Source organism: Haladaptatus sp. SPP-AMP-3 (genome assembly GCF_049568665.1).
GTDB lineage: Archaea > Halobacteriota > Halobacteria > Halobacteriales > Haladaptataceae > Haladaptatus > Haladaptatus paucihalophilus.
Window position 1 is genome coordinate 481105 of record NZ_CP145897.1, and the last position, 24405, is coordinate 505509.

Genomic DNA, 24405 nt, shown 5'->3' on the forward strand with positions numbered 1-24405 from the left:
CTGGACGCGGGGAGTAATTAAATGTACGTGGGGAGACCCTCTCAGGTATGCACGTTTCCGACGACGACGGAATCAGGACCATCACGTTCGACCGCCCGGAGGTTCGGAACGCCTTCACGCCCGACGCGGCGGGCGAACTCGCCGAAATCCTCGCCCAAAGCGACCCGAAAGAACAGGACGCTATCGTACTGACCGGCGAAGGGAAAGCGTTCAGCGCGGGCGGCGACATCGAGTCGATGGCCGAACGCGAGGAGAACGTCCGGGAAGCCTACGAGCGCGTTCGTGACACCCTTTCCCGCGTGGTCCACGAGGTGCTGACCGCACCGGTGCCGGTCGTGGCGAAGGTCAACGGGGACGCGGTGGGTGCGGGGATGGCGCTCGTTACGGCGGCCGACTTCGCCTACGCGACGGAATCGGCGCGGTTCGCGGCGTCGTTCATCAACGTCGGCCTCATTCCCGACATGGGCGGTACATTCCTCCTCCCGCGACTCGTCGGCCTCCGAAAGGCGAAAGAGCTCGCCTTCACCGGCGAACTCATCTCGGCCGAGGAGGCGGACGAACTGGACGTGGTGAACGAAGTCGTCCCGGACGAACAGCTCGATATCCGGGTCATGGAGTTGACCGACACGCTGGCGGACCAGCCGACCCACACCATCGCGCTGGGCAAACAAGCCCTGCACGAGAACCTGGGCAAGGACTGGCGCGAAGCGCTGGACTACGAAACGATGGTGCAGTCGCAAGCCTACGACATGCCCGCCCACATCGAGGGTGTCGCCGCGTTTTTGGAAGGACGGGAACCGGAGTTCGAATAGCGGAGAGGTGTCGGGTCGCCGTGTGGTATTCGGGAATTTTTCGGTGCTTTTTGACGAATCGATTCTCATTTCGTCGGACGAGCGTGCCGAATTTCGAACGGATAAATCATATTTCGCTCTATAGAAACGGAGTCTCCGCGGTTGGAATAGCCGGGGCGAATACCGCGTCGATGACTGCGACGGTGCATCGCCAGCGGCAGGGTGGGTAGTGAACAGAATCCCTGCGCGTCTGATGGTGTTTTTCCCGGGCGACGACGGCGAGTGCGCCTCGTCGTGCGGGATGTCGGTAGAATGAAAGGGCGAACGGCGGGTCTGCGGTATTACCACTCCGACTGCTTTTCTACTAGTTCGACGATCCCGTTCGTTCCATCGACACGAATCCGCTGCCCCGACCGTATTTGCTGGGTTGCGTTACGGACGGAGACGACCGCCGGAATCCCGTACTCTCGTGCGACGAGGGAACCGTGACTCATCTGCCCACCCACCTCCACGACGACGCCCGCTGCATTCAGAAAGAGGGGCGTCCAACCGGGGTCGGAAGATGGTGCGACGAGAATCTCACCCTTTTCGATCGTCTCGTCACTGGGATTCCGCACGACCGTAGCGACTCCTTCGACGGCACCGTCCGAAACACCAGTTCCGACGAGCGCTCCTTCTGGAACCTCCTCGCGTGTGACCTCACCTCTCAGAGCTTCACCCTCGCTCGTCAACACGGGCGGTGCGTCCATCGAGGCGTGACGTCGAAACTCGGCGCGTCGGGCGGCGACATCGACGTCGACGGATTCACCGTCGATCAAGTCGAATAGTTCCTCCTTCCGAAGAAACCACACATCCTCGAGGGTAGATAGCGCTCCGTTCGAAGCCAACATCTGGCCCGCATCCCGTATCACCTCGTGCCACGCCGTCAGAAAGTAGGCCACACCGTATTTTGGATACTCCCTGGTCTGGATGCCACCGCGATACGTACGGATGAGTTGCCGCACCAGTCGTGAGCGGAACGAACCGAGGAATCGCTGACCGGCCCGTCGTTCGAGGCGTTCAGCCGCCGCGTTTGCCTCCCGTTCCAATTCTCTGAAGTGGTCGCGGTGGTCACGCTTTTCACTCGAAGTAACCGTCGATTGAACGATGGCGAGCAACACGGAGGGGTCGTCCTGCCACCGGGGACGGCTAATATCCAGTTCTCCCGTCGCGCGGTGGCCGAAGGTGTCGAGGAACGCGGTAACGGCGGACCGGAACGTTTCACCACCCTCCACCGATTCGATTTCATCGAGTGACGCGCGCCGATTCAGTGCGTCAACCACGTGAGGGTACTGGCGCGCAACGTCCGCGAGGTCGCTAATCCCGAGATTGATTTTCGTCAGCATCTCGTGCGGCAACCCTCGTCCGAGGGCATTGACGTCCGCAGGAGCGTCGGTGAATCGTTCTTCGAGCATTCCCTGTGCCACCGTCCCCGCGATGAGCCCTCCCATCGGTGGGAACCGCGTGGCCGCTCTCGGGACGTCGAAGATGGCACGAACTCGCCCAGCAGTGTCGTCGGGTCTCCGTACCCGAGAGGCGACGTTCTTCCCCCACGTCTCCCATCTCGCTCGCTCTCGCTCCGGGGATACCGGTTCACCGATGAACGCGCTGAACGACCCATCGAACACCGTTCTCATTTGTGGAAGGAGTTTCTTCAGAAGGGAACCCGCCGAACTCGCGGCGGTGGGTACTGAAGCGACTCGTTCCGAGAGGGTCCGGTCTCGCTGAAACTCCTCACTCCGTCTGTCGAGGAGGTCACCGATAGCGGCACCCATCTGTTCGTTCGCCTCACCCATTCTCTCGGGAAACCGTTTGCGCATCGGCCCGAACCGGAGCGGACTCGTGACGTCGATGTAGATGCGCCCGCCCGCCTCGACTGCCCACCGCGTATCGGGGTCGAACCCGTACTCGGTGAACATCGTTCGAACGTACGATTTCCAGACGTCCAAAACGAGCGGCGGCATCGCTTCGGCGAACGATTGTCCGTGCCCCATGCTGATGTAGACGTGAAGACGGTCGTCGGCGGGAGCGGGAGAGGGAAGCGGAAACAACGACGTTATCGGCCTGGCCTGAAGGATAGTGACGTCGCCGTCCGCCAACGACCACTCGACGTCCTGCGGTCGGTCGAAGAGTGCTTCGATATCTCTTCCGACCTCGACCAACGCCCGTACCTGTTCGTCGGTGAGCACCGGACTCGACTGGTCGGCGCTCGGGAGTTCGACCGTCTCCGTGCCTCCGCTGGGTTGGGGACGAACCGAAATCCGCTGGTCTCCTGCCTCGTAGGAGAGGATTTCGCCCGTGCGAGCATCGACTTTGATGCCGTCCGCATTCACCTCCCCGGAGACGAGGGGTTCGCCGAGACCGCGACAGGCTTCGACGGACGAAACGTGACGGTTTCCCGTCATCGGGTTAGCCGTAAACAGCACCCCCGAGACGTCCGGAGAAACCATCTGCTGGACGACGACGGCGAGCGAGACCTCCTCGTGCGAGATTCCGTTCTCCGCTCGATACGCGATTGCCCGGTCAGTGAACAGACTCACCATACAGGCACGGACGCGGTCGATGACCGCATCCTCACCCCGTACGTTCAGGAACGTCTCCTGTTGCCCGGCGAACGAGGCCTCGGGGAGGTCTTCGGCGGTCGCACTCGACCGTACCGCGTACGTCGAGGACGTTTCGTCCGTCGTGAGCATTCTCCTGATGGAGTTCCGAACTTCGTCCGGGAACTCCAACGCCCGTATCTTCCTCCGCACGGTCGCACCGGCGTCTGCAATCGCTTCTGAATTCGTCGGCTCGAATTCGGAGAGCGAAGCAATCGCCGCTCTCGTCGGTGTATCGATGAGCCGTTGATATGCGGCGGTCGTTACACAGAACCCATCCGGAATCGGAAACCCCGACGTCGCTAGCCGGGCGAGATTCGCTCCTTTCCCGCCGACGAGTTCACGGTCAGTCGCTTCGGGGTCGGTCAACGAGACGACGGTCGGGTCGTCCACCCGTTCTCCGCCGAGTTCACTCATGGGAGTCCTCCACGGAGTCCTGCCTTCGTGACGGAGGGTTCCCCACGGAGTCCTGTTCTCGCGTCAGTCCGGCCGCGACGGCCGCGATGAGCGTCTCTCGAACCGCGGGATATCGTTCTTCCCCGATTCGCTCTCTCTGTTGGGCCAACCGAACGACAGCCCTGATCGTATGGGCGATCGTTTCCGGGTCCGGTCCGATAACTTTCCCTTCGTCGTACCATCCCTCGATGTGAGGAAGGAAGAAGTCGATAGCGCCCTCTCGTTTCTCGGACACTTCTTCGTCCGGAATCCGTTCGCGTACACGGGTCAGTTCCTGTTCTTCGACGAGGACTCGGTGGAATATCGGATTGGACTCCATCTCGCTGAGAGACTGTTCGAGTAGTGCCGCGATGGCAGTCTCCGGGTCGTCGTGTGCCCGAAACGATTTCCCCAACAATCGGGGGATTACTTCTTTGCTCTCTTGCTCTAAGATATCGATGTAGAGCGCTTCTTTGGAGTCGAAATACTGGTAGAAGGTACCGGTGCCGATGTCCGCCGGTTCAGTGAGTTCCGCTATCGTCGTCTTGCGTATTCCCTGTCGGGTGAACAGTTCTCGACCGGTATCACGGAGCGATTCTCGGACTCGTTCTCGTTTTTCCGCTGAAAATGAAGGCATAGTTTGTGGTGGGCTTCGATGGGACGACCTGGTTCGTGACGATTGGATATGTGCTATCTGAATATTTGAGTATTTCGTTCAAATATTCATATCGGGTCGTCCCCGTCTCGGAGGCCGGTGATAGAATGCATCTCGTAGCGCTGGCCGGGAGCGAGGATGAAAGTCCGCGTGGAGAAATCCCGTTTAGCAATTCCGGCATCCGTTCCCACAGGAGGTGTCCGCGAACGATTCAGCGTCACAGAATTTTCGGAGAAGACTCCGCCTGTCGCCATCTTCGGTCGGTATCGGTTCGAACGATGGCACGGACTGACGAATAGCCGACGAGCGACACTTCGACGAATACATCCCGACGAGCGACATTTCGACGAATTTCCACCGAGTGATTTAACGGAATGGAGGCCCACGGTACGAAATACGAAAACCGATGGTCCCAGATTTCTTTACCGCTACCGTCGTGGCGCTGGCAGTCGGGGTCGGGTTCGCGTTCACCTACTTCGGCTACTCCTTCGTGACGCAACTCACCTCGCTCGTCGGCGGTCTCGGCGGTGCCCTGTTCGGCAGTTTCGCCGCTCGAACCCTCGCCCCCGCATTCGGCATCGCGTCGCCGAACCTGTTGTTCGTGTCGCTAGTCGGTGCCCTCCTCGGCGGCCTCATCGGAAGTCGGGTGGCACACTCCGCCCAGCGGTTCGCCATCGTCGGGGGGAGCGCCCTCGCCGCCGCCTCGGCGGCGTACGCGTCGTTCGGTTCGGGCGGAGTCGGAACGATAGCCCTCCCGGTGCTCGACGGGGCCGCGGACCCGCTCGTCGGGTCGCTGCTCGTCGGCGGCGTCACGGGGATTCTCGTCTGGCGATTCTACCTGCCGTTCCTGACCGTCGTGACGAGCCTCCTCGGGGCGACCATCCTCCAAGAACTCGCGCGCCAGTGGGGGAACGTCCTCCCGGTGTTTCAGGCAGACGTGTGGGCGATGCTCGGGACGAACGAGGTGCTCTGGCTCCTCCTCGTCGGGTCGGGCGTCCTGATCCAGTATCGCCGCCATCGCCGCCTGAAATCCCACGTTCGGTTGCGGCGGCTCTCCCCCGGACGGTCGCGGTAAATCGGTCTTTATTCCCGTATTATTACTATTCGACAATTTTCAGTTCATCGCACTGTCGGACACCACAAAGCTTTCACCAGACGTGGTGGAAACTATTGGTGAGTCCACATGTCCCCCTGGTTGGTCACCTACACGTTCAGAGACGGGAGCACCGTCCGCCGCACCCTCGATGCTCCGACGATAGACGACGCGTACGAAGCGTCCACCCTCCCGAAGACTATCGGCGACCGCGTTCTCGACGGGATAACTATCGAGGAACGAGCGCAGCGGTCCGACGGCCATCACACGTCGATACGGTTCGGCGAAGAGGAACGGTGTACGGAACCCACGCCGCAACCGCGAATGGCTGAGTCCGGCGAACGAGTGCGGAAAGTCGCGGGAGATACGTCGTAAGCGACCCGTCCACGTGAACCGGCCGCTGAAGATGTCATTCGAAACGAACCGGTATTTCAACCGTCACGATACGACGACTGACTCCTTTCGGACGCTACCGATTCTGGCGTCCCGAGTGATTCTCCGCCGACATCCACGAGGAACGCGCACCTACTCGACGTCCTCGAACGCTTTCAACACGACTTTGCTCAGCGACGGGTGGATGTGAATCGTCTCGGTCACGTCGCCGACGGTTCCGGACCCGCTCGCCAGCGCGAGAAGGACCTCGTGAATCAGCGTCGAGGCGTCCGTACCGATGATGTGACAGCCGAGAACGCCCCCGTCGGGGTCGGCGAGCACCTTGACGAAGCCGTCCCGGTCCTTGAGCGCGTTACCCATCACCGTTTCCCGGTAGGCACACCGACCGACGGCGTACTCCCGCCCCGCATCCGCCAACTCTTGTTCCGTTTTTCCCGTTCCGGCGATCTGCGGTGACGTGAAAATCGCGTGGCCCATGCTCGTATACTCGACCGCCTCTCGCTCTCCGTCGAGGGCGTTTTTCACGACGTACTTCGTCTCGTGGTCGGCGGCGTGTTTGAACTCGTAGGTCCCGATGACGTCGCCCTGCGCCCAGACGTTTTCTGCGCTCGTCTCCAGAAACTCGTTCGTCTCGACGTAGCCCCGGTCGTCGAGTTCGATTCCCGCTCGTTCCGGGTCGAGTCGGTCGGTGTTCGGCCGTCGCCCGGTCGCGACCAGCATCTTGTCGGCCGTGACCGCGACGGGTTCGCCGTCCTCGGCGGTCGCCGTGACGGTCACGCGTCCATCCGCTTGGGAGACCGCAGTCGCCTCGTAGCCCGCGTGAACCGTGTGGCGGCGACGGGCGATTTCGGTGAACGTCTCCGCGACGTCGCGGTCCTCGTTCGGGACGAGCACGTCGCTCCGGCCGATGATGGTGACGGCCGTCCCCAGCGCCTCGTAGAAGTAGCCGAGTTCCGCGGCGATGTAGCCGCCCCCGACGATGACCAGTCGGTCGGGTTGACTGTCGAGTCGGAGCGCGTCGGCGCTCGTGAGGTAGTCAACGTCCTCGATGCCGTCAATGGGCGGAATCGACGGGCGCGCTCCGGCGGCCACGACGACTTTTTCGCCACGGATGCGCTTCTCGCCGACGTCGAGGGTTCGCTCGCCGACGAACCGCGCGTCGTCGCGGAACAGCGTGACGTTCTCGCGCTCCTCGTCGGTTCGTTCCATTCCGCGCGATTTTCCGTCCACCGCTCGGGTCACCTCGTGGACGATGCGGGGAAAATCGATTCGTTCGAGGTCGGCGTCGATGCCAAACTCGCCCGCGCGCCCGACGGTTTCCGCCACGTCCGCCCGGTGAATCAACGTCTTCGACGGGTTACAGCCGCGGTTGACGCACGTTCCGCCGATAGACCCTCGTTCGACGAGCGCCACGTCCAGTCCGCGGTTCGCGGCCGCGAGCACCACTTTGTTTCCGGTTCCCCCACCGATAACGACGACATCGAACTCTTCCATTCCGTTCACCCGAACTCCGTACGACGAGGAGGGTCAAGAATCCCCGAGGCGTTCCCTAGAGGAGCCGGTCGCCGCCGACCGTCACGGACACCGAATCGACCGTCTTCCCGTCGAAATCGACGGCGGTGAGCGTGGATTTTCCGACGGGCAGGAAGACGCTCTTCGACGTTTGGCCGCTGTAGACGCTCCCTGTATCGAACTCGCTTCCGCTCGAACTGATAACCACGAGGGTCCGAACGCCGTATTCCGTCGTCGCTGGCGGCGTGAGGCTCACTTTTGCGCTCACGCGACCGCTGGCCCACGGTTCGCTGACGGAGACCGTTTTGAACACGGTCGAATCCTCGATGCCCGTGACGCGGACCGTCGGGCTGAGGGTCAGACACCCGCTCGTTCCGACGACTCCCGCGGCGGCCGCCGCACCGAGGAACGCTCGACGTGAGCGTCGGTTCTCCCCTTCGTTCGTGTCGTCGTTCCCCGTCATCGCTGTGAATCCCGTAGGATGAGCGGCCCGATGGCGAGGGTTCGTTTGGCGACCGTGGCGATACGGAGGATGTACGAGACGAGGAGCATGAACGGAACCAGCGTGACGCTGAACGCCGCACCGACGATCAGCAGGATGTCCGAAAACCCGAACGTCGTTCCCGTGAACGTCCCGCTGCCGACGAACGCGAGCATCGCACCCGCCACGAACAGCGCGGGAATCGCGGCGTACAGTATCATCTGCGAGAGGTCGATGAGCGCCCACTGGAAGTAGAGCGTCTTGATGTGTTCGCGTGCGGGACCGAACATGGCCAGCGAGGTCTTCAACCGCTCGAAGAGTCGATACTGGTCGTCCGTGAGGTCGTCCCGATACTCGTCGCGCATCCGTTCGACGTGGAATATCTTCCACGAGTAGTTGAAGTTGAGCGCCGCGAACAGCACGTCGAACGTGCCGAACGTCGCGCCGTCGAGTTGTTCTTTGACGGTATCCGCGTTGCCCGTGAGACTGTCGATGAACTCGTCGAGTTCGCCGCGCAGTTCCTCGTTTCCGTCCCGTTCGACGGAGTTCCGGAGTTCGTTCGCTCGTTCCTCGGTCGTGTCGATAATCTCGCTCAAGAACGCGGACGGGTCGGACGGTGTGGTGTGGCCCAGCATCTCGCCGACGAAGTTCCGGAAGTCCATCGCGTCGCTCATCCGTCCGCGCTGGTCGCCGAGCGGACCGTTCTCCTGTGAGATAACCAACTGCGTGATAGTGACGACGAGCGTCGTCGCGGTGATGTTCGCGCCGAGCATGGTCGAGAACATCGTCTCGATGGTGTCCGCTTTCGCTATCTCGGACCGCAGGGGCGGGTAGAGGAACGTCCCGGTGATGACGAACGCGACGAAAAAGAGCAGGACTATGGCGCCCGTTACGAACAGTCGTTTCGCGCCGAGAACGACCCAAAGCTTTGCTCTGCTCTCGCCCGCCCGCTCGCGCATCGTGTTCGCGGTGCTGATTTGGTCGCCGTTGTCGTCTCGGTCACTCATTCTCGTTGTCGTCATCCCTCCATGCCGGTCGCTTGAAGACGAGATACTTCGTCCCGCCGCCGACGTATTCGATGGTCGTCACCAACTCCCAGCCGTCTTCGCCGAGGTCGTTCAGGTCGTTTTCGGGGTCGATGGATTCCTTTTTCGTGCTTCCCCGCGGCGGCCTGATGGTGTGGTATTCCCACCGCTCGGTCGCTCGTTTCGCCATGGATGGTTTTCTTCGGGGGAGGGAAGGAATAGAATTGTGGCCCCGAACTGTCGGGTAGCGGTCCGCGGGACTACAGGTCGAGGAATTCCTCTGCGTTCTCCCAGAGTATCTTCCGCTGGACCTCCTCGGGGAAGTCGAGGTCCTCGAACTGGTCCAACCACTGCCCGGGTCGAATCATCGGGTAGTCCGTCCCGAACATCACTTTGTCCTGCAGGAGCGTCTTCGCGTAGTGGAGCACTTGGTCGTCGATGTACTTCGGAAGCCACCCGGAGAGGTCCATGTAGACGTTGCCTTTCTGCTGACAGATGGCGAGTTGCTCCTGTTCCCACGGGAACGCGGGATGTGCGAGCAGAATCTGGAGGTTCGGGTGCTCGGCGGCCACGTCGTCGATGAGCATCGGGTTTCCGTACTTGATTTTGAGGCCCCTGCCGCCGGGTGCACCCGCGCCGAGCGTCGAGTTACCGCCGTGAAAGACGACGGGGACGCCGAGGTCTTCGATGGTCGAGAACAGTTCCTCGTGTTCGGGAGCGCTCGGGTCGAAGCCCTGCGCTATCTGCTGGAACTTGAACCCGGAGAGGTCGAGGTCGTTGACGACGCGTTCGGCTTCCTCCACGCAGTCGTCCTTCAGGGGGTCGACGCTACCGAAGCCGATGAAGAAGTCGTCGTACTCGTCGCGGATTTCGGCGACGTAATCGTTCGGAACCGGCGGGTTTCCGGTGTTGGTCTCGGCGTCCCAGCCGAGCAGAATCGTCCGACCGATTCCGGCCTCGTGGTACTCCTCGACGAGCGACTCGTAGGTGTCCGTCTCCATCTTCGCACCGAACTTGTTCGCGGCGTCCTCCATCATCTGCCCACCCGCGTCCTCCAAGAATTCCTTCGTCGGCTGATGGGCGTGGGTGTCGATAATCCGCGGTTCGTCCTCCGCTTCGAGTACGTCGAGCGTCATACGCGATAATTCGCCGGAGAGGTGAAAAAGATGAACGACCCGGAGTCGCCCCTCGTCACATCGCGTCGGCGTACCGTTCGGATATTCATGAGCGATATTTTTAGTAATTTGACCACGAATTGATTTTATGAATTATAATCGCGTTTCTGCTGAAGATGCCCGAGAATCCAGATACACCGAACGAGCGAACGACACTCGACCGACGGTCGTATCTCAAAATCGCAAGCGGCGCGCTGGTTGCGGGAGGAACCATCGCTTCCGTCACTCCGACGACGGCGACCCCGGACGACTTCCAGTACGACGAGGTGTACGACGTCGTGGACGACCTCGGGATGGACCCGAGCGGTGAGGAACCCATCGACGACATACTCCGCGAGAACCTCCAGAGCAACACGAAACTGGAGTTTCCGGACGGGACCTATCGCGTCACCGAGTTGGTGTATAACTACGGAAAGGGACTCCACGACTTCGGCATGGTCGGCGTCGAGGAGGGGGCAACGATGCTCCTCGATACGCCGGACAGCGCCACGCAAAATCCCGGTGCGATGTGGCTGTCCGTGGGCGGCGCGAGCGATTCGTACAACATCCAGTACGAGGGACTTCGGCACGACGTCACCGACGCCCCGGAAGCGCCGGGGATGCAGATAAACGTGGACGACGGCCTCCTCGTCCGGGACGTGGACCACCACGGCGTCCACGACGGGTCGAAAGGACCGTTCATCTTCGGCGTGCTCACCGACGACGGGTCCGGGTTGGTCGAGGGACTCCGCGCCCCCGACGGCGCGCCGGACGGAAGCGGCGCGGTCGGCGTCTTCGTCCACCAGTACACGAAGGGGGCCCTCGAATTCAGGGACTGCCACGTCGGAGGATTCCCGAACAACGGCCTGTACGAGTCGAGCAAGAGCACCGGTACCGTCACCGTCAACGGCGGCGAGTACAGGAACAACAACATCGCGAACGTCCGTCTGGCCGGGTCCGGCGGCACGGTTCGTGACTGCTGTGTCGTCATCGACGACGCGCACTCGTCCTCCTCGTTCCCGACGAACATGCGGGGTATCTGGCTGTTCGCCGACGACGCGACGGTCGAAAACTGCGACGTCAGCCTGACCGCCGACGCGGCGAGCGACGGGGCGATAGTCGCCGCCGGTGCGGGAACGACCGCGATTCGAGACACCCGAATTCGAATCGGCACCGACGACACGGCGGCGATGTACGCGGTGAAGCCGGAGTCCACGCCCGCGCCGGTCGTCTGTTCCGGCGTGCAGGTGACGGGCGACGCAAACCACACGGGAAGCGGCAATCCCGGCAGCGCACCGCTCCGTGCCTTCGGCCGCCCGAACTCCGTCTTCGAGTCCTGCTGTGTGAGCCAGACCGGTACCGACCGCGACGGAATCCTCTTGCAGTACTGCGACGGCAGTACGGTTACGGGAAGCGGGTTCGACGTGACCGGAGACGCCGTCGTCCTCGACCACTCGGACGACGTGACCCAACAGTGTAACTCGATCTGCGGGGCGTCCTGTACCTCCCCGTCGTGCTCGTCGGAGGAGTAAGGCCGCCGACCCGCGGTTTCGTTTCGCGTTTCATAGTCCCGCGTCGAGCATGAGCACCGCCACCGCGCTCGTGACGATAGCCACGGGAACGCCCACCGACAGCAACCGCCAGATGGAGATGTCCACCCCGCGGCGGGCGGCCTGCTGAAGCGCGATGAGCGTCGCCGCGCTGGCGATGGGCGTGGCGTTTCCGGCGAGGGTGCTAACCGCCGAGAGGACCAGCCAACCGGACTGGCTCGTGACGCCCGACGAGAGCAGGACGACCGCCGGAACGTTGCTGATGAGGTTCGACAGGACGAACGTCAGTCCGGCGAATCGCCAACTAGCGCCGAATCCGGAAACGAGTCCCATCAGAGACGTCTCCTCCAGACTGCCGACGAGGACGAAGATGCCGACGAACAGGACGATGATGCTCCAGTCCATCCCGTGCAGTATCTCCTCGCCGGGCACTCGACGGAACAACTGGAGCCACGTGATGTGAAGAATCCCCATCGACGCGGCGATGATGCCGGGGTCCGAGTCCGGGAAAACGATGAGGAGGGCGAACGTGGCGAGGAGGAAGACGACGCTCGACAGCGCCCACCGCTCGTCGATGTCGGGGACGGGAATCTCTGGGAGCGTCGTCCCGGCGGCCGTAATCGGCACGAGGACGAGCGCCGCGATGAGCAGGCAGACGAGCGCGACCGGCGCGAGGTGCGCGACGAACTCGACCGACGTCAATCCGCTTCGGTTCAGGATGTAGGCGTTCTGCGGGTTGCCGAGCGGCGTCGCCGCGCTGCCGATGTTCGCCCCGAGGACGACGGCGATGAGCGGCGGCACGGGGTCGATGTCGGCGTTGCGAATCACCTGTACGAGGATGGGCGTCAGCAACAGGACCGTCGCGTCGTTGAGCGCGACGGAGCTGAAGACGGCGGCGACGACGAGCGTTCCCACGGTGAGTCGTCTCGCCGTCCCGGTGAAATCTACGAGGTACGACCCCGCCCAGCCGTAAAAGCCGCTCCGCGAGAGCGCCTCGACGTGGGCGAGCATGCCGAACAACAGGAGGAGAGTGCTCGTATCGACGCTGGCGAGCGCCTCGTCGGGAGAAATCGCCCCGAGCGCGAGGACGACGACGGCACCCGTCGCGCTCGTCAGCGACCGGCTGAGCGGGTAGACGCGAATTTGGTTGAAAAACAGCAGGCCGAAGGTACAGAAGACGACGGCGACGACGAGCGCGTCGGAGACCATGGACTAAATTTCGAAGGGAACGGCATAGAACGTTCGAACGGACCGCGGTTCGGTTAGCCGACGAAAATCGAACGGCGCGTTCAGTCCCGGCGCTTGATGAGGAACTTCATGTCGCCTTCGAAGACGACGGTATCCTCTTGGTTGGTCATCGTGGTGTCGATGACGACGAGACCGGAGTCCTCGCGGCTGGAGAGGTCCTTCGTCTCGATGACCTCCATGTCGAGCGAGATGGTGTCGTCCATCTTGACGGGCGCGGGGATGTCCATGTAGTTCATGCCGAGGAACGCGAGGACGGTGCGCTCCAGGAAGCCACAGCGGTAGACGAACCCGGTCGCCAGCGAGAACGTCATCGGGCCGTGTGCGACGCGTTCGCCGAAGTACTCGTCCTCGGCGTAGTGCTTGTTCGTGTGGAGTTCCGTCCAGTCGCCGGTGAAGGCCGAATGCATCACGAAGTCGTACTCGGTGACCGTCCGGCCGACGCTCTCGAACGTCTGGCCTTCCTCGAAGTCCTCGAAGTAATGCGGCTCGTAGCTGTAAGCCATGTCGAATCCCACTCGGGAAGAATATAAGTAACTACTGTGCGGAACCGACCCATGGTGACTATCCCGGACGAGCGATACGACGAAATCGCAAACGACCCCTTCTGTGCGACCCTCGGAATCGAACTCACGGCCCTCGAATCGGGCGGGGCGCGGACGGAACTCACGGTCCGAGAGGAGTTGCTGAACTTCCACGGGACGCCCCACGGCGGCGTCGTCTACTCGCTCGCGGACGCGGCGTTCGCGGCGGCGTCGAACGCCGACGGCGACACCGCGCTCGCGCTGGAGACGAACATCTCCTACCTCTCGGCCGCGGACGTGGGCGACAGGCTCGTCGCGGTCGCCGAGCGCGAGGACGAGACGCGACGCACCGGCACCTATCGGGTTGACGTGGCCGTCGAGGCGGTGGGTGAGGAAGACGAGGAGGAAACTGAAACGGGAGACGGGAGCGAGAGGACTGAAACCGCGAGAGAAGGTAGCGAAGGAACGGAAGAAGTAATCGACCGCGAGGAAATCGCCATCTTCCGCGGTCGGGTGTATAAACCCTGATAGCCGGACCGAGACCGACCGCCGAAGCACTCGACGGCACACCCCAAACACCCCCGACCACCCGTCGAACTCGGCCTCGATTCCTTCCCACTTCGGTCGTGATATCCCGAATCAATTTTAATCCCCGTGATAATTGCCTCGAGAACTGCACGCGGTAACCACGTTCGAAACGCTCGCCGAAAAGAAATGAGAATTTTATCGGCACGAGGGGCTTAAATTCCAAATTTGATTGGATAATGGTGTGATTTATACCGTTTCAGTAAATGTCGTGAGGTATGAACACGAGTCCCATGCCGTTGCCTCCCTCGCTGCTGTACGCAACGGCCGGTGGGCGATCACCGCGGCAGAACGTCGTCGTCCTGTCCGACGGGGGTGACGCCGAACGGACGGTTTCGTTCGCGGCGACGCTCGCCGACGCACGGGGTGGCGAGTTGATACTCGTCAATGCGGCCGTCAGGTCGTCGGGAACGCCGCTCAATCTCGCCGGAAACGTGCTAAACGAACGGCAAGCGGCAGCCCGACGGACTCTTCGGACCACCGTCGATTCCGCGTTCGACGTTCGAACCCGCGCGGCGGCCCGAGTCGGACGGAACTATCTCACCATCGCGCGGACCGCGAGCGAGGAGTTCTCGGCCGGTGTAGTCGTGGTGGACGAATCGGAGTCGATGACGTCGACGGCGTTCGGTCGAAGCGTCTCGACGCGCGTCGGTGGCCACGTCGATTGTGACGTGATCTCCGTGGGCGGAAATCACCTCTCGACCGACGTGACCTCGATTCTCGTTCCGGTAGCCGGTGGCCCGCACTCCGGGCTGGCCGTCGATATGGCACGATACCTCGCCGAGAAACACGGCGCGTGGCTCGAACTCCTCCACGTCGTCTCGAGTTCCGCGGACGAACGCGCCCACACCGACGCGGAGCAGTACATCGCCGCGGCCAACGAGCGCCTCGGCGACTTCAGCGCCGTCGACGAGTGGATTCTCGAAGCGGACGACGCCACCGACGCCATCGTCGAACAGTCTCAGTACTACGACGTGACGGTGCTCGGCGCGCCGCAAAAGAACAGGCTTCGGGAGTTCGTCTTCGGGTCTACGACGGCGGATGTTCGTTCCTCGGCGTACAGCACCGTCGTCAGCGTCGAACGCCCGGACGGGCGCGACTCGCTGCTCGGTCCGTGGCTCTGAGTCGAGGGACGCGAAGCGCCGCCCTCAGCGGTGGTCGTACACCCGCTTTACCTTCCCGACCTCGGTTCGTTCGAGGGCACCGGGTTCGACCACTTCCAGCGTGTCCGGTTTGACTTCCAGAATCTCGCGCAAACGCTCCTGGATTCGCTCGCGGAGTTCGTGCGGCGAATCCTCGAAGTCCTCGTGGTATTCGACGGTTATCTCCATCCTGTCGAGTTGGCCGTCCCGCCGCAAGTCGATGCGGTAGTGCGGGGCAACGGCGTCCAGGTCGACCATAACTTCCTCGATTTGGCTCGGGTAGACGTTCACGCCGCGAACGATGAGCAGGTCGTCGGCGCGGCCCGTGACGTTGCCCATTCGAACCATCGTCCGGCCACAGTCACACCGCCCGTAGTTCAGCGTCGTCATGTCGCCGGTTCGGTAGCGCAGGACGGGCAGGGCTTCCTTGGTCAGACTCGTGATGACGAGTTCCCCCTCCTCGCCCTCGGGGAGCGGTTCGCCCGTCTCCGGGTCCACGACTTCGGGGTAGAAGTGGTCCTCCCAAACGTGGAGGCCGTCCTGTGCGTCCGCACACTCGATGGAGACGCCCGGCCCGATGATTTCCGAGAGGCCGTACACGTCTACCGCGGTCACGTCGAGCGCCTCCTCTATCTCCTCGCGCATCGGGTCTGTGAACGGTTCCGCGCCGATGATGACCGTCGAGAGCGGGAGGTCTTTCGGGTCAAGGCCGCGCTCTTCCATCGCTTCCGCGAGGTACAGACAGTAGGAGGGCGTACAGGAGAGCACATCGCTCTCCAAGTCTTGGAGCATGTCTATCTGCCGGGCGGTGTTGCCGCCGCCGACCGGGATGACGCACGCGCCGAGTTCCTCGACGCCGTCGTGGAACCCGAGACCGCCGGTGAACAATCCGTAGCCGTAGGCGTTCTGGACGACGTGTTCGGGTTCGACGCCCGCGGCGGAGAGCGACCGGGCCATCACCTCGCGCCAGACGCCGAGGTCGGACCCGGTGTAGCCGACGATTTTCGGCTTTCCGGTCGTCCCCGACGAGGCGTGAATCCGCTGTAGTTCCGCGCGCGGGACGGCGAACATTCCGTCCGGGTAGTTGTCGCGGAAGTTCTCTTTCGTCGTGAAGGGGAGTTTCGAGACGTCCTCGACGCTCTCGATGTCGTCCGGCGAGACGCCAGCCTCGTCGAGTGCGTCTCGGTAGAAGGGGACGTTTTCGTAGGCGTGTGCGACCGTTTCGGCGAGTCGGTCGTCCTGAAGCGCACGCAGTTCCTCCCGAGATGCACTCTCGGTGTCACTGTATGTCATGCTTATTCATGATTCGAAGGCGGACGGGAAAACTGTTTCTCGATTCCGGCCGAAATATCGCAGCTCGACTGAACGTTTATTTTCCTCGCCGTTGCACGCGGAGTGGATGGCAACTGTCTCGGAACTGTGGGGGCGGTCGAGCGCGAGCAAACGACACTGGCGAGTCTTCGTCGGCGGATACGCCGCGGTCGTCTTCGCGCTCCTCGTCGTTGTGACGCTCGCCGGGGGGTCGGTTTTCGCCGACTCGTTTCTACTTTCCGCGGCGCTGTTTTACGCGCCGCCGTTCGTCTCCGCGGCGAGCGCCTTTCGCGGCGGTGGCGCGCCCGCCAGCCTCGCCGTCGGTCTCGCACCCGGCGTTTTGTTCGCGCTCGTCGTCGGGAGCCGCGCTCTCGTCGGCCACCCCGTTCAGGGTGAAGCCCCGCTCTGGGCGCTGACCGTTGGGTTCTCACTCCTCGGCGTGGTCGGGGCGCTGCTCGGATACGGACTCGGAAGGGGGGTGCTCCGATTCGTGGAACGGTAGCTGATTCGGATGGCGCGAAAGGGGGGACGGGAAGTGGCATCGGGCGCTGAGCTCCGGCGGACGCTTCTGTCCGATGCGTGATACCAGACGACACAATCAAATAATCGACCACCGCAGTTCGGGACAGATGCAAATCGACTACCAGCGCGAACTCGCGGAATTCGAGTGGGACATCCCGGAGGGGTACAATCTTCCGGCGGTCATCGAGTCCCACGCGGAGGCGTTCGGCGACCGACTCGCCGTGCGGTTCCGGGACGACGATGGGAACGAGGCACGGCGGCGGTTCGCCGACCTGCGCGACGACATGAATCGGTTCGCCAACGCGCTCGAATCGCTCGGCGTGGGCGAGGGCGACCGGGTGATGCACCTCCTGCCGCGCCATCCCGACGTGTTCGCCATTCAACTCGGGGCGCTGAAGCGCGGGGCGATTCTGGTGCCCTGCTCGGCCATGCTGAAGCCCAAGGACATCCAGTTCCGGGCGAACGACTGCGAGGCGACGACGATAGTGTGCCACGACGAACTGACCGATATGGTGGAAGCCGTCGCCGACGAGACGCCGCTCGACACGATGGTCGTGCTGGGCGGGTCGCGGATGGGCGAGTGGAAGTCTTTCGGCGCGCTCATCGACGGGGAATCGACCGAACACGACGGGCCGGACATCGGTCCACAGTCGCCGATGTCTATCAACTACACGAGCGGGACGACGGGACAGCCGAAACCCGTGCTCCACCGTCACCGCTGGATGCACTGTTTCGAACGCGTCAACGGGCGCTACTGGTGGGGCGTCGAGGAGGGGATGGACTTCGAGGACGAACTGCTCTGGGCGACGACGGGAACCGGGTGGGCCAAGTGGTTCTGGAGTCCGGTCGGGGTGGCGCTGACGACGGGCGCACCGCAGTTCGTCTACCGGGGGGACTTCGACCCGGAGACGTTCCTCTCGCTGCTCGAATCGGAGGGCGTCACGCGCCTCTGTGCGGTGCCGACGCAGTACCGGATGTTCACCCAAGTGGACGACATGGCCGACTACGACCTCTCGCTGAAGCAAACGCTGTCGGCGGGCGAACCGCTGAACCGCGAACCGATTCAGGCGTTCGAGGAGGCCTTCGACGTGACGCCCCGCGACGGCTACGGGCAGACCGAAACCGTCGCCTTGGTGACGAACTACCCCGGTATCGACGTGAAGCCCGGAAGCATGGGCAAGCCGACGCCCGGCCTCGGAACCACCATCATCGACACGGTGGACGAGGAAGAAGTCGAGCGGGGAGAAATCGGCGAAGTCGCGGTTCCCGTCGATAGTCCCGCCATCTTCGACGGCTACTTCGAAAAGCCGGAATTGGACGAGCAGACCTTCTCGGGGTCGTACTACCGAACCGGCGACTTGGCGAGCGAGGATGAAGACGGCTACTTCTTCTTCGAGGGCCGCGCCGACGACATCATCATCTCCTCGGGCTACCGCATCGGACCGTTCGAGGTGGAGGATGCGCTCGTCGGCCATCCGGCGGTCGCGGAGGCCGCCGCCGTCGGCAGTCCGCACGACGAGCGCGGAAACGTGGTCAAAGCGTACGTCATCCTCGCGCAGGGCTACGACGGGGGCGACGAACTCGTCGAGGAGCTACAGGAGTATATGAAAGAGGAGACGGCACCGTACAAGTACCCCCGACGTATCGAGTTCGTGGACGAACTGCCGAAGACGTCGAGCGGAAAAATCCGACGTATCGAACTCCGAGACAGGGAAGTGTCGAAGTTCGGAGACTGACCCTCGCCGCTTTTAGTCGACCGCGAAACCCTTGTCCTGTAGTACCTCCGTGACCCGCTCACGGTGGTCGCCCTGTAGTTCGATAGCCCCCTCGTGAACCGTCCCCCCGGTCGCCATCTTTCGCTTGAGTTCGGACGCGAGGTCCTTTACGTCCACCTCGCCGGTGTCGAACCCCTCGACGATGGTGACCGGCTTGTCGTAGCGCCGTTTCTCGGTTCGGATGACGAGGCGCGTCTCGGTTCGCCCCAGGTCTTCGTCGATGCCGAGTTCTTCCGGCAGTCCCGTGATGGAACTGAAGTCGTCTTTGTCGTTTGCCACGGCACACGAACTATGCCACCCAGTACCTTGGTTCTGTCTCATCTCAGAGATTAGACATCCGGGCACGGGTCCCACGACCGTTCATCGGCACCGCGGACCGTCGTTGTGAGAGAAGATACCCACGTTGCCGGACCGATAGTCGAGTATCACGTCGTGACAACCGCGTTTCGTAAAGGTGGCGTGAGTGTGAGCCGACCCGACGCTCAGGCTGAGCGTGTACCGACCCGGTGTCGTTCCCCACGTTCGGTCGGCGGCGCGGATAGCGATGGGGTCATCGTGCTCCACCCGCCGAGAGAATCGATGGACGGTACTTCCGTCGCGTTCGATTCGAACGCGAAAGACGTGCGGTTCGTCGTCGTAGTTCATCACGTCGAAGTGACCGAGCGTCGCCTCGAGGGCGTCGAAAATCCCGACGCACCCGGCGGTTACACCCGTAGAGAGGGAGACGAGGAGGGCTCTCCGTTGCATGTCTGACACGAGACCGAATCGTGGCAAGTGTTTTTCGTTGTCGAAATCTCAAGCTTCTAAACCCGTCCCCCCGTCGTGGTGACCATGGAACGAGTCGCAATCATCGGCGCGTCGATGACCCAGTTCGGGCAGCGCGACGCATGGATACGCGAACTGTTGGCGGAGGCCGGGGAGGCCTGCCTCGACGACGCAGGCGTCTCGCCGTTGGACCTCGACCACCTCTACGTCTCGAACATGGCGAGCGGCGAGTTCGAGGGTCAGACCGGCGTGCCGAACGCGCTGGCACACGACCTCGGCGCGCTCCCGGCGTACACGCAACGCATCGACCAGACGAGTTCGAGTGGCGGCGCGGGAATCTACGCCGCGTGGCAGTCGGTCGCCTCGGGAGCGAGCGACCTGACCCTCCTCGTCGGCGGGGAGAAGATGACCCACGAGACGACCGCCGAGGCGACGGACGTCATCGCCTCGCTGACCCACCCAGTCGAGTACAAACACGGACTCACCCTGCCGAGTTTCGCGGGACTCACCGCTCGGCGCTATCTCCACGAGTACGACGCGCCGCGCGAGAGTCTGGCGAAGGTGGCCGTCAAGAACCACGAGAACGGTGTTGACAACCCGCACGCGCAGTTCCGCAAGGAGGTGGATGTGGAGACGGTGATGGAGTCGCCCATCGTCGCCGACCCGCTCCGCCTCTACGACTTCTGTCCCATCACGGACGGGAGCGCCGCGCTGTTGTTCTGCCCGGAATCGGAGGCCAAGCAGTACACCGACGAGTACACCGTCGTCTCCGGAATCGGCGGCGCGACCGACACCCACGTCGTCCACGAGCGCGACGACCCGACGGTGATGGGTGCGGCCGTGGAGAGCAGCGAACTCGCCTACAACATGGCCGAGCGAGGACCGGAGGACATCGACGTGGCCGAACTCCACGACATGTTCACCATCCTCGAATTCCTCCAGAGCGAGGCCGTCGGCTTCTTCGAGCAGGGTGAGGGCTGGAAAGCCGTCGAGGAGGGTGTCACCGACCGCGACGGCGACCTCCCTATCAACACCTCCGGCGGCCTGAAATCCAAGGGCCACCCGCTCGGCGCGAGCGGCGTCGCACAGGCGTACGAACTCCACCAGCAGTTGCTCGGCAACGCCGGAAAACGGCAGGTCGATGCGGAGGTCGCACTGGCCTGCAACGTCGGCGGGTTCGGTAACTGCGTCATCACCACAATCATGGAGGAAGCATGAGCGAAAATTCGAAATTCGAAGCGCACCGCTGTCCCAACGGCCACCTCTCGTATCCGGGGCACCCGCGGTGCCCGGAGTGCGCCGAACCGCAAGACGAAACCGTCGATTTGACAGATAGGACCGCCGAGGTCGTCACGTGGACGACCAGCACCGCGACCCCGCCCGGCGTCCGGCAACCGAACTCCATCGCCATCGTCGAGTTCGACGTGGACGGCGACTCGGTGCGGGCCATCGGACAGTTGACGACGGACGGCGTGGAAATCGGCGACGAAGTGCGGCCCGTCTACGCCGACGAACTCCGCGACCCGGACGCCGGAATCCGAGAGAAGGCGAGTCAGGAGTGGGACGGCTACCGGTTCGAACCCGTCGAGTGAGCGCACGAAGGGTCGTCGTTTTTCCATCCGGTTCGAAACCCCGTCGATAGTTCGAGTGGGGACGCCGAAACAGAACGAAGAACGAGAGAAGAGGGGGAGAACAGAGAGAGAAGAACGGGGAAGAGAGGGAGAAGAACAGAGAGAGAAGAACGGGGAAGAGAGGGAGAAGAACAGAGAGAGAAGAACGGGGAAGAGAGGGAGAAGAACAGAGAGAGAAGAGAGGAGGAGAGACGGCTCACGCGTCGGGCTCGTCGTCGGGACCGGATTCGTCATCGTCGGGACCGGATTCGTCATCGTCGGAATCGGATTCGTTATCGTCGTCCTCGTCGTCGCCGCTGCCGTTACCGCGAACGCCCAGTTCATCGCGGATGGAGCGGAGTTCGGCGTCCACGTCGACTTCGGGTTGGTCGACCCCCTCTTCCAGTTCCGCTTCTTCGGCGTCGGCGTTGTCCGCGAGTTCGCGCCCCGCGTCGGCCTGTTCACTCCCGGTCGAAACTTCCTCGCGGATGTCGTCGCTGAGTCGGCGGGCGTCTTCGAGGATGCGTCGGGCGCGCGGTTCCTCCGGGAGACCGCCCTCCGAGAGGGCGGTTTCGACGTCGTTCAGCGTGTCCTGCAGGCGGTCAAGGGTGGCGCGACTCGCCCGTCCGGCGCGGGCGCTGAGGTCGGAGCGCGCTCGTTCCGTCGGGTCGTACTCGGGATCCACGAGGCGGATGATCTGCTGGAGCGCCTTCAGCGCGCGGACGTTCGCTTCCAGCATGGTGATGAGCGTCGGAATGGCGTACTCGCCGGTGAACGAGAGGACTTCGCGGGGCGTTGGCGGGCGCGGCAGTCCCATCGGGCCGCGCGGCGGTTGCCGAAGTTCGGTCTGGAGGCCGCGCAAGGTGGTTTCCAACTCCTCGATTCGCTCTTCGAGGTCCTCTCGGTCGTCCCGGTCGGGGTCGTCCCGGTCGTTCGACATAGGTGACCGTTGGCACCGCAGAACAAAAGTATTGGTCGGTCGAAATGTGCGAGTCGGTCGAATGAGCGGGTGGGTTGGAATACTAGGATCGGTCGGCGGTCGGGACTCAGAACCCTTCCGTGAGGAATACGTCCCGCTCGGGGAACAGTTCGGCGAGGGTCGCACGCGCGTCGCCGGTTTCGACGGTGAGGTTTCCGAACCGTTCGGCGTCTTCGACGGCGTGATAGCCCACGACCAACTGCGAGAGCGTGTTCACGTCGATCGTCACGTCGGGGTCGGCGTCGGTGCGCTCACAGCGAACGACGTCGTCGGTGTCGAGTTCGAACGTCCCCTCGTTCCACGCCGCCAGCGGGTCGGTGACGCGGAGGACGACGGTAGCGTCCGCATCGTACGCGATGCTTTCGAGGGCGCGCGGGACGTCCACGAGGCGGAACATCGGACCGGCGTTGATTTCACAGTCCACGTCACGGGGATTCGCCACGATGTCGAGGAGGTCGGTGGATTCGGGGACGTAGGTCAGTTCGACGGTTTCGACTTGCGAGTCGTGATACTGCACGAACCGCAGGAGATGGCGGTATGCCTCGTCGTCCATGGCCGTCAGTTCCCACACTTTGAACCGTTTACCGTCGCCCTCGTCGTGGACGGTGTAGACGATGAATCCGCGCGCCTCGTCCTCCCGCATCCACGCGTACACGTAGGGGTCCCGCTTCCAGCTCTTGAAGATGCGCTCTCGCCACCAGTCTTCGGTTCGGTCGGTGCTGAGGGCGTATCCCTCGGTCATCGCGTCGAACGCGGGAACGAGCAGTTCCCAGTCGTCGGCGTCGAGCGGCCGAAACTCGCCCGCGGGTTCGATGTCCAAATCGAGCGCGTCCGGGGTCGTCTCGTACTTCGTGTGCTTGTTCGCCGTCGCCCAGCCGTACTTCCGATAGAACTCGTAGGAGAAGGGCCAGAGGGCCGAGAAGTACACCTCGTTCTCGCGGTACTCGGCGAGCGATTCGGCGAGCATGTCTCGGACCAGTCCGCGGCGGCGGCTCTCGGGCGGCGACGCGACGGCGGACAGCCCCGCCATCTCGTGCCAGTCGCCGCGGATTCGCGCGGTGAACCAGTAGTGTTTGCACACGCAGCGCAGGTCGTCGCCGTCGAACACCCCGCGGCGGTCGCCGAGTTCCGATTCGTCGTCGTCATCCTCGTCGGCTTGGAGGCCGTTTTCCGGTTCGAACGCGTATCGCAAAAACCGCCGATACTCGTCTTCGTATATGGCCGGTATCGGCCGATAGTCGGGCATGATTGGGGATTGATGGGAAGCGAGAAATATGTTCGTGTCGGCCACATGTATCGTATATCGATATATGAAATCAAGGGTTCGAACAGGGGTATCGTTCGTCAGAAAATCGGCGAGCCGACCTGAAAGTCAACTATATGGTCGTCGCGGAGCCATAGCCAACGATGAAACTCGGACGGATACGGGTGTATCCAATAAAAGGGCTCGACGGCATCGAAGTCGATGCGACCGACATCGTACCGGGAGGTACGGTGGCCTACGATAGGGAATTTGCGCTCTTCGACGCCGCGGGCAACGCCGTCAACGGGAAGCAAACGGATATGTTTCAACGGCTGTCGACGGATTTCGACCCCGCTTCGGGTGAACTGACGATAGAAACGCCGGACGGAGGGACACGTCTCTTCGACCTTCCCGAGCAACGCGAACGGGCCGAACGGTGGTTCAGCGAAATCTTCGAGATGGACCTGACGCTGCGTCGGGACACGGAGAACGGGTTCGTCGACCGGCGAAAGCGGGGACCGTCGGTTATCAGCACGGCCTCGTTACGTGCCATCGCGTCGTGGTTCGACGGGATGACGGTCGAAAGCGCGCGGAGACGACTCCGCGCCAACGTCGAAATCGAAGGCGTTCCCCCGTTTTGGGAGGACCGATTCATCGGTGACGGGTCTCCCGCCTTCGAAGTCGGCGGTGTCCGATTCGAGGGCGTCGAGGCGTGCAATCGGTGCGTCATCCCACAGCGCGACCCGGACACGGGCGAAGCCCTCCCAGAATTCCGCACGCGATTCATCCGAAAACGACGGGAGACGCTCCCGGAATGGGTTGACGAGAGCGCGCTCGACCACCACTACGCGGCGATGCTCATCGCCCAGATACCCGAGTCGGACCGCAATCAAACCCTCCGCGTCGGCGATACCGTCGAAGTAGTCGAATAGGCCCGGAAGGATTCGACGGCACGGAGCCACCGATTTTCGAACCA

The 24405-nt window shown here is 62.9% G+C and carries 25 protein-coding genes; 11 read left to right on the forward strand and 14 right to left on the reverse strand.

Features of this window, described 5'->3' with window-relative positions; all coding sequences use genetic code 11:
- The first annotated feature begins 47 nt into the window (after window positions 1-47).
- The gene (locus tag V5735_RS02980; protein WP_423745008.1) at window positions 48-812 is read left to right on the forward strand and encodes an enoyl-CoA hydratase/isomerase family protein; all 765 of its coding nucleotides are present in this window, start codon (window positions 48-50) and stop codon (window positions 810-812) included.
- Between the two features lie 320 nt (window positions 813-1132).
- On the opposite strand, the gene V5735_RS02985 is transcribed toward V5735_RS02980, so the two are convergent.
- Window positions 1133-3847 carry a phosphoenolpyruvate synthase gene (locus V5735_RS02985; protein WP_423745009.1) on the reverse strand — a complete coding sequence of 905 codons (2715 nt, stop codon included), beginning with the start codon at window positions 3845-3847 and terminating at the stop codon, window positions 1133-1135.
- Window positions 3840-4502 carry a TetR/AcrR family transcriptional regulator gene (locus V5735_RS02990; protein WP_423745011.1) on the reverse strand — a complete coding sequence of 221 codons (663 nt, stop codon included), beginning with the start codon at window positions 4500-4502 and terminating at the stop codon, window positions 3840-3842. Before V5735_RS02990 ends, V5735_RS02985 begins: the two co-directional genes overlap by 8 nt.
- 424 nt (window positions 4503-4926) lie before the next feature.
- Here V5735_RS02990 and V5735_RS02995 point away from each other — a divergent pair, with 424 nt between their 5' ends.
- Both V5735_RS02995 and V5735_RS03000 read left to right on the forward strand, forming a co-directional pair.
- Complete coding sequence (locus tag V5735_RS02995; protein WP_423745012.1) at window positions 4927-5595, forward strand: hypothetical protein; 669 nt, start codon at window positions 4927-4929, stop codon at window positions 5593-5595.
- Window positions 5596-5703: 108 nt separating this feature from the next.
- Window positions 5704-5988 (forward strand): hypothetical protein, encoded by a 285-nt coding sequence (locus V5735_RS03000; RefSeq protein ID WP_423745013.1) that lies wholly within the window; start codon window positions 5704-5706, stop codon window positions 5986-5988.
- Window positions 5989-6138: 150 nt separating this feature from the next.
- Here the strand turns inward: V5735_RS03000 and V5735_RS03005 are convergent, their stop codons facing one another.
- The 5 genes from V5735_RS03005 to V5735_RS03025 form a co-directional block, all read right to left on the reverse strand.
- A complete protein-coding gene (locus V5735_RS03005; protein ID WP_423745014.1) occupies window positions 6139-7500 on the reverse strand; it encodes a dihydrolipoyl dehydrogenase in 1362 nt (453 codons plus the stop codon).
- Between the two features lie 55 nt (window positions 7501-7555).
- Window positions 7556-7981 carry a twin-arginine translocation signal domain-containing protein gene (locus V5735_RS03010; RefSeq protein ID WP_423745015.1) on the reverse strand — a complete coding sequence of 142 codons (426 nt, stop codon included), beginning with the start codon at window positions 7979-7981 and terminating at the stop codon, window positions 7556-7558.
- The gene (locus V5735_RS03015; RefSeq protein ID WP_423745016.1) at window positions 7978-9006 is read right to left on the reverse strand and encodes a hypothetical protein; all 1029 of its coding nucleotides are present in this window, start codon (window positions 9004-9006) and stop codon (window positions 7978-7980) included. The genes V5735_RS03010 and V5735_RS03015 overlap by 4 nt, the downstream gene beginning before the upstream one ends.
- Entirely contained in the window at window positions 8999-9214 is a 216-nt protein-coding gene (locus V5735_RS03020) for a DUF4177 domain-containing protein (protein WP_423745018.1), read from the reverse strand. Before V5735_RS03020 ends, V5735_RS03015 begins: the two co-directional genes overlap by 8 nt.
- A gap of 70 nt (window positions 9215-9284) precedes the next feature.
- A complete protein-coding gene (locus V5735_RS03025) occupies window positions 9285-10160 on the reverse strand; it encodes an amidohydrolase family protein (protein WP_423745019.1) in 876 nt (291 codons plus the stop codon).
- 155 nt (window positions 10161-10315) lie between these two features.
- Here V5735_RS03025 and V5735_RS03030 point away from each other — a divergent pair, with 155 nt between their 5' ends.
- A complete protein-coding gene (locus V5735_RS03030; protein WP_423745020.1) occupies window positions 10316-11710 on the forward strand; it encodes a hypothetical protein in 1395 nt (464 codons plus the stop codon).
- A 30-nt stretch (window positions 11711-11740) separates the two neighbouring features.
- Here the strand turns inward: V5735_RS03030 and V5735_RS03035 are convergent, their stop codons facing one another.
- A complete protein-coding gene (locus V5735_RS03035; protein ID WP_423745021.1) occupies window positions 11741-12937 on the reverse strand; it encodes an SLC13 family permease in 1197 nt (398 codons plus the stop codon).
- An 80-nt stretch (window positions 12938-13017) separates the two neighbouring features.
- Window positions 13018-13479, reverse strand: a complete 462-nt coding sequence (locus V5735_RS03040; protein WP_007978987.1) for a MaoC/PaaZ C-terminal domain-containing protein — start codon at window positions 13477-13479, stop codon at window positions 13018-13020.
- A gap of 51 nt (window positions 13480-13530) precedes the next feature.
- On the opposite strand from V5735_RS03040, the gene V5735_RS03045 reads away from it, so the two are divergent.
- Both V5735_RS03045 and V5735_RS03050 read left to right on the forward strand, forming a co-directional pair.
- Window positions 13531-14025, forward strand: coding sequence for a hotdog fold thioesterase (locus V5735_RS03045; protein ID WP_423745022.1), 495 nt, complete (start codon window positions 13531-13533; stop codon window positions 14023-14025).
- A gap of 275 nt (window positions 14026-14300) precedes the next feature.
- Window positions 14301-15206 (forward strand): universal stress protein, encoded by a 906-nt coding sequence (locus V5735_RS03050; RefSeq protein ID WP_423745023.1) that lies wholly within the window; start codon window positions 14301-14303, stop codon window positions 15204-15206.
- Between the two features lie 24 nt (window positions 15207-15230).
- Here V5735_RS03050 and paaK read toward each other — a convergent pair whose 3' ends face one another.
- Window positions 15231-16517, reverse strand: a complete 1287-nt coding sequence (paaK, locus tag V5735_RS03055; protein WP_423745024.1) for a phenylacetate--CoA ligase PaaK — start codon at window positions 16515-16517, stop codon at window positions 15231-15233.
- 106 nt (window positions 16518-16623) lie between these two features.
- Between paaK and V5735_RS03060 the strand changes: the two genes are divergently transcribed.
- Together V5735_RS03060 and V5735_RS03065 are read left to right on the forward strand one after the other, a co-directional pair.
- The gene (locus V5735_RS03060) at window positions 16624-17037 is read left to right on the forward strand and encodes a hypothetical protein (RefSeq protein WP_423745025.1); all 414 of its coding nucleotides are present in this window, start codon (window positions 16624-16626) and stop codon (window positions 17035-17037) included.
- A 127-nt stretch (window positions 17038-17164) separates the two neighbouring features.
- Window positions 17165-18793: an acyl-CoA synthetase gene (locus tag V5735_RS03065; protein WP_423746050.1), complete on the forward strand. Its 1629-nt coding sequence runs from the start codon at window positions 17165-17167 to the stop codon at window positions 18791-18793.
- Window positions 18794-18805: 12 nt separating this feature from the next.
- On the opposite strand, the gene yciH is transcribed toward V5735_RS03065, so the two are convergent.
- Together yciH and V5735_RS03075 are read right to left on the reverse strand one after the other, a co-directional pair.
- The gene (yciH, locus tag V5735_RS03070; protein ID WP_423745026.1) at window positions 18806-19111 is read right to left on the reverse strand and encodes a stress response translation initiation inhibitor YciH; all 306 of its coding nucleotides are present in this window, start codon (window positions 19109-19111) and stop codon (window positions 18806-18808) included.
- A gap of 81 nt (window positions 19112-19192) precedes the next feature.
- Complete coding sequence (locus tag V5735_RS03075; RefSeq protein ID WP_423745027.1) at window positions 19193-19579, reverse strand: hypothetical protein; 387 nt, start codon at window positions 19577-19579, stop codon at window positions 19193-19195.
- Between the two features lie 84 nt (window positions 19580-19663).
- Here V5735_RS03075 and V5735_RS03080 point away from each other — a divergent pair, with 84 nt between their 5' ends.
- The gene (locus V5735_RS03080; RefSeq protein WP_423745028.1) at window positions 19664-20815 is read left to right on the forward strand and encodes a thiolase C-terminal domain-containing protein; all 1152 of its coding nucleotides are present in this window, start codon (window positions 19664-19666) and stop codon (window positions 20813-20815) included.
- Window positions 20812-21189 carry a Zn-ribbon domain-containing OB-fold protein gene (locus V5735_RS03085; RefSeq protein WP_423745029.1) on the forward strand — a complete coding sequence of 126 codons (378 nt, stop codon included), beginning with the start codon at window positions 20812-20814 and terminating at the stop codon, window positions 21187-21189. Before V5735_RS03080 ends, V5735_RS03085 begins: the two co-directional genes overlap by 4 nt.
- Before the next feature lie 235 nt (window positions 21190-21424).
- Here the strand turns inward: V5735_RS03085 and V5735_RS03090 are convergent, their stop codons facing one another.
- Together V5735_RS03090 and V5735_RS03095 are read right to left on the reverse strand one after the other, a co-directional pair.
- Complete coding sequence (locus V5735_RS03090; protein ID WP_423745030.1) at window positions 21425-22147, reverse strand: DUF7547 family protein; 723 nt, start codon at window positions 22145-22147, stop codon at window positions 21425-21427.
- A 106-nt stretch (window positions 22148-22253) separates the two neighbouring features.
- Window positions 22254-23432, reverse strand: coding sequence for a GNAT family N-acetyltransferase (locus V5735_RS03095; protein WP_423745031.1), 1179 nt, complete (start codon window positions 23430-23432; stop codon window positions 22254-22256).
- 161 nt (window positions 23433-23593) lie between these two features.
- Between V5735_RS03095 and V5735_RS03100 the strand changes: the two genes are divergently transcribed.
- Window positions 23594-24361 carry an MOSC domain-containing protein gene (locus V5735_RS03100; protein ID WP_423745032.1) on the forward strand — a complete coding sequence of 256 codons (768 nt, stop codon included), beginning with the start codon at window positions 23594-23596 and terminating at the stop codon, window positions 24359-24361.
- Window positions 24362-24405: the final 44 nt, after the last annotated feature.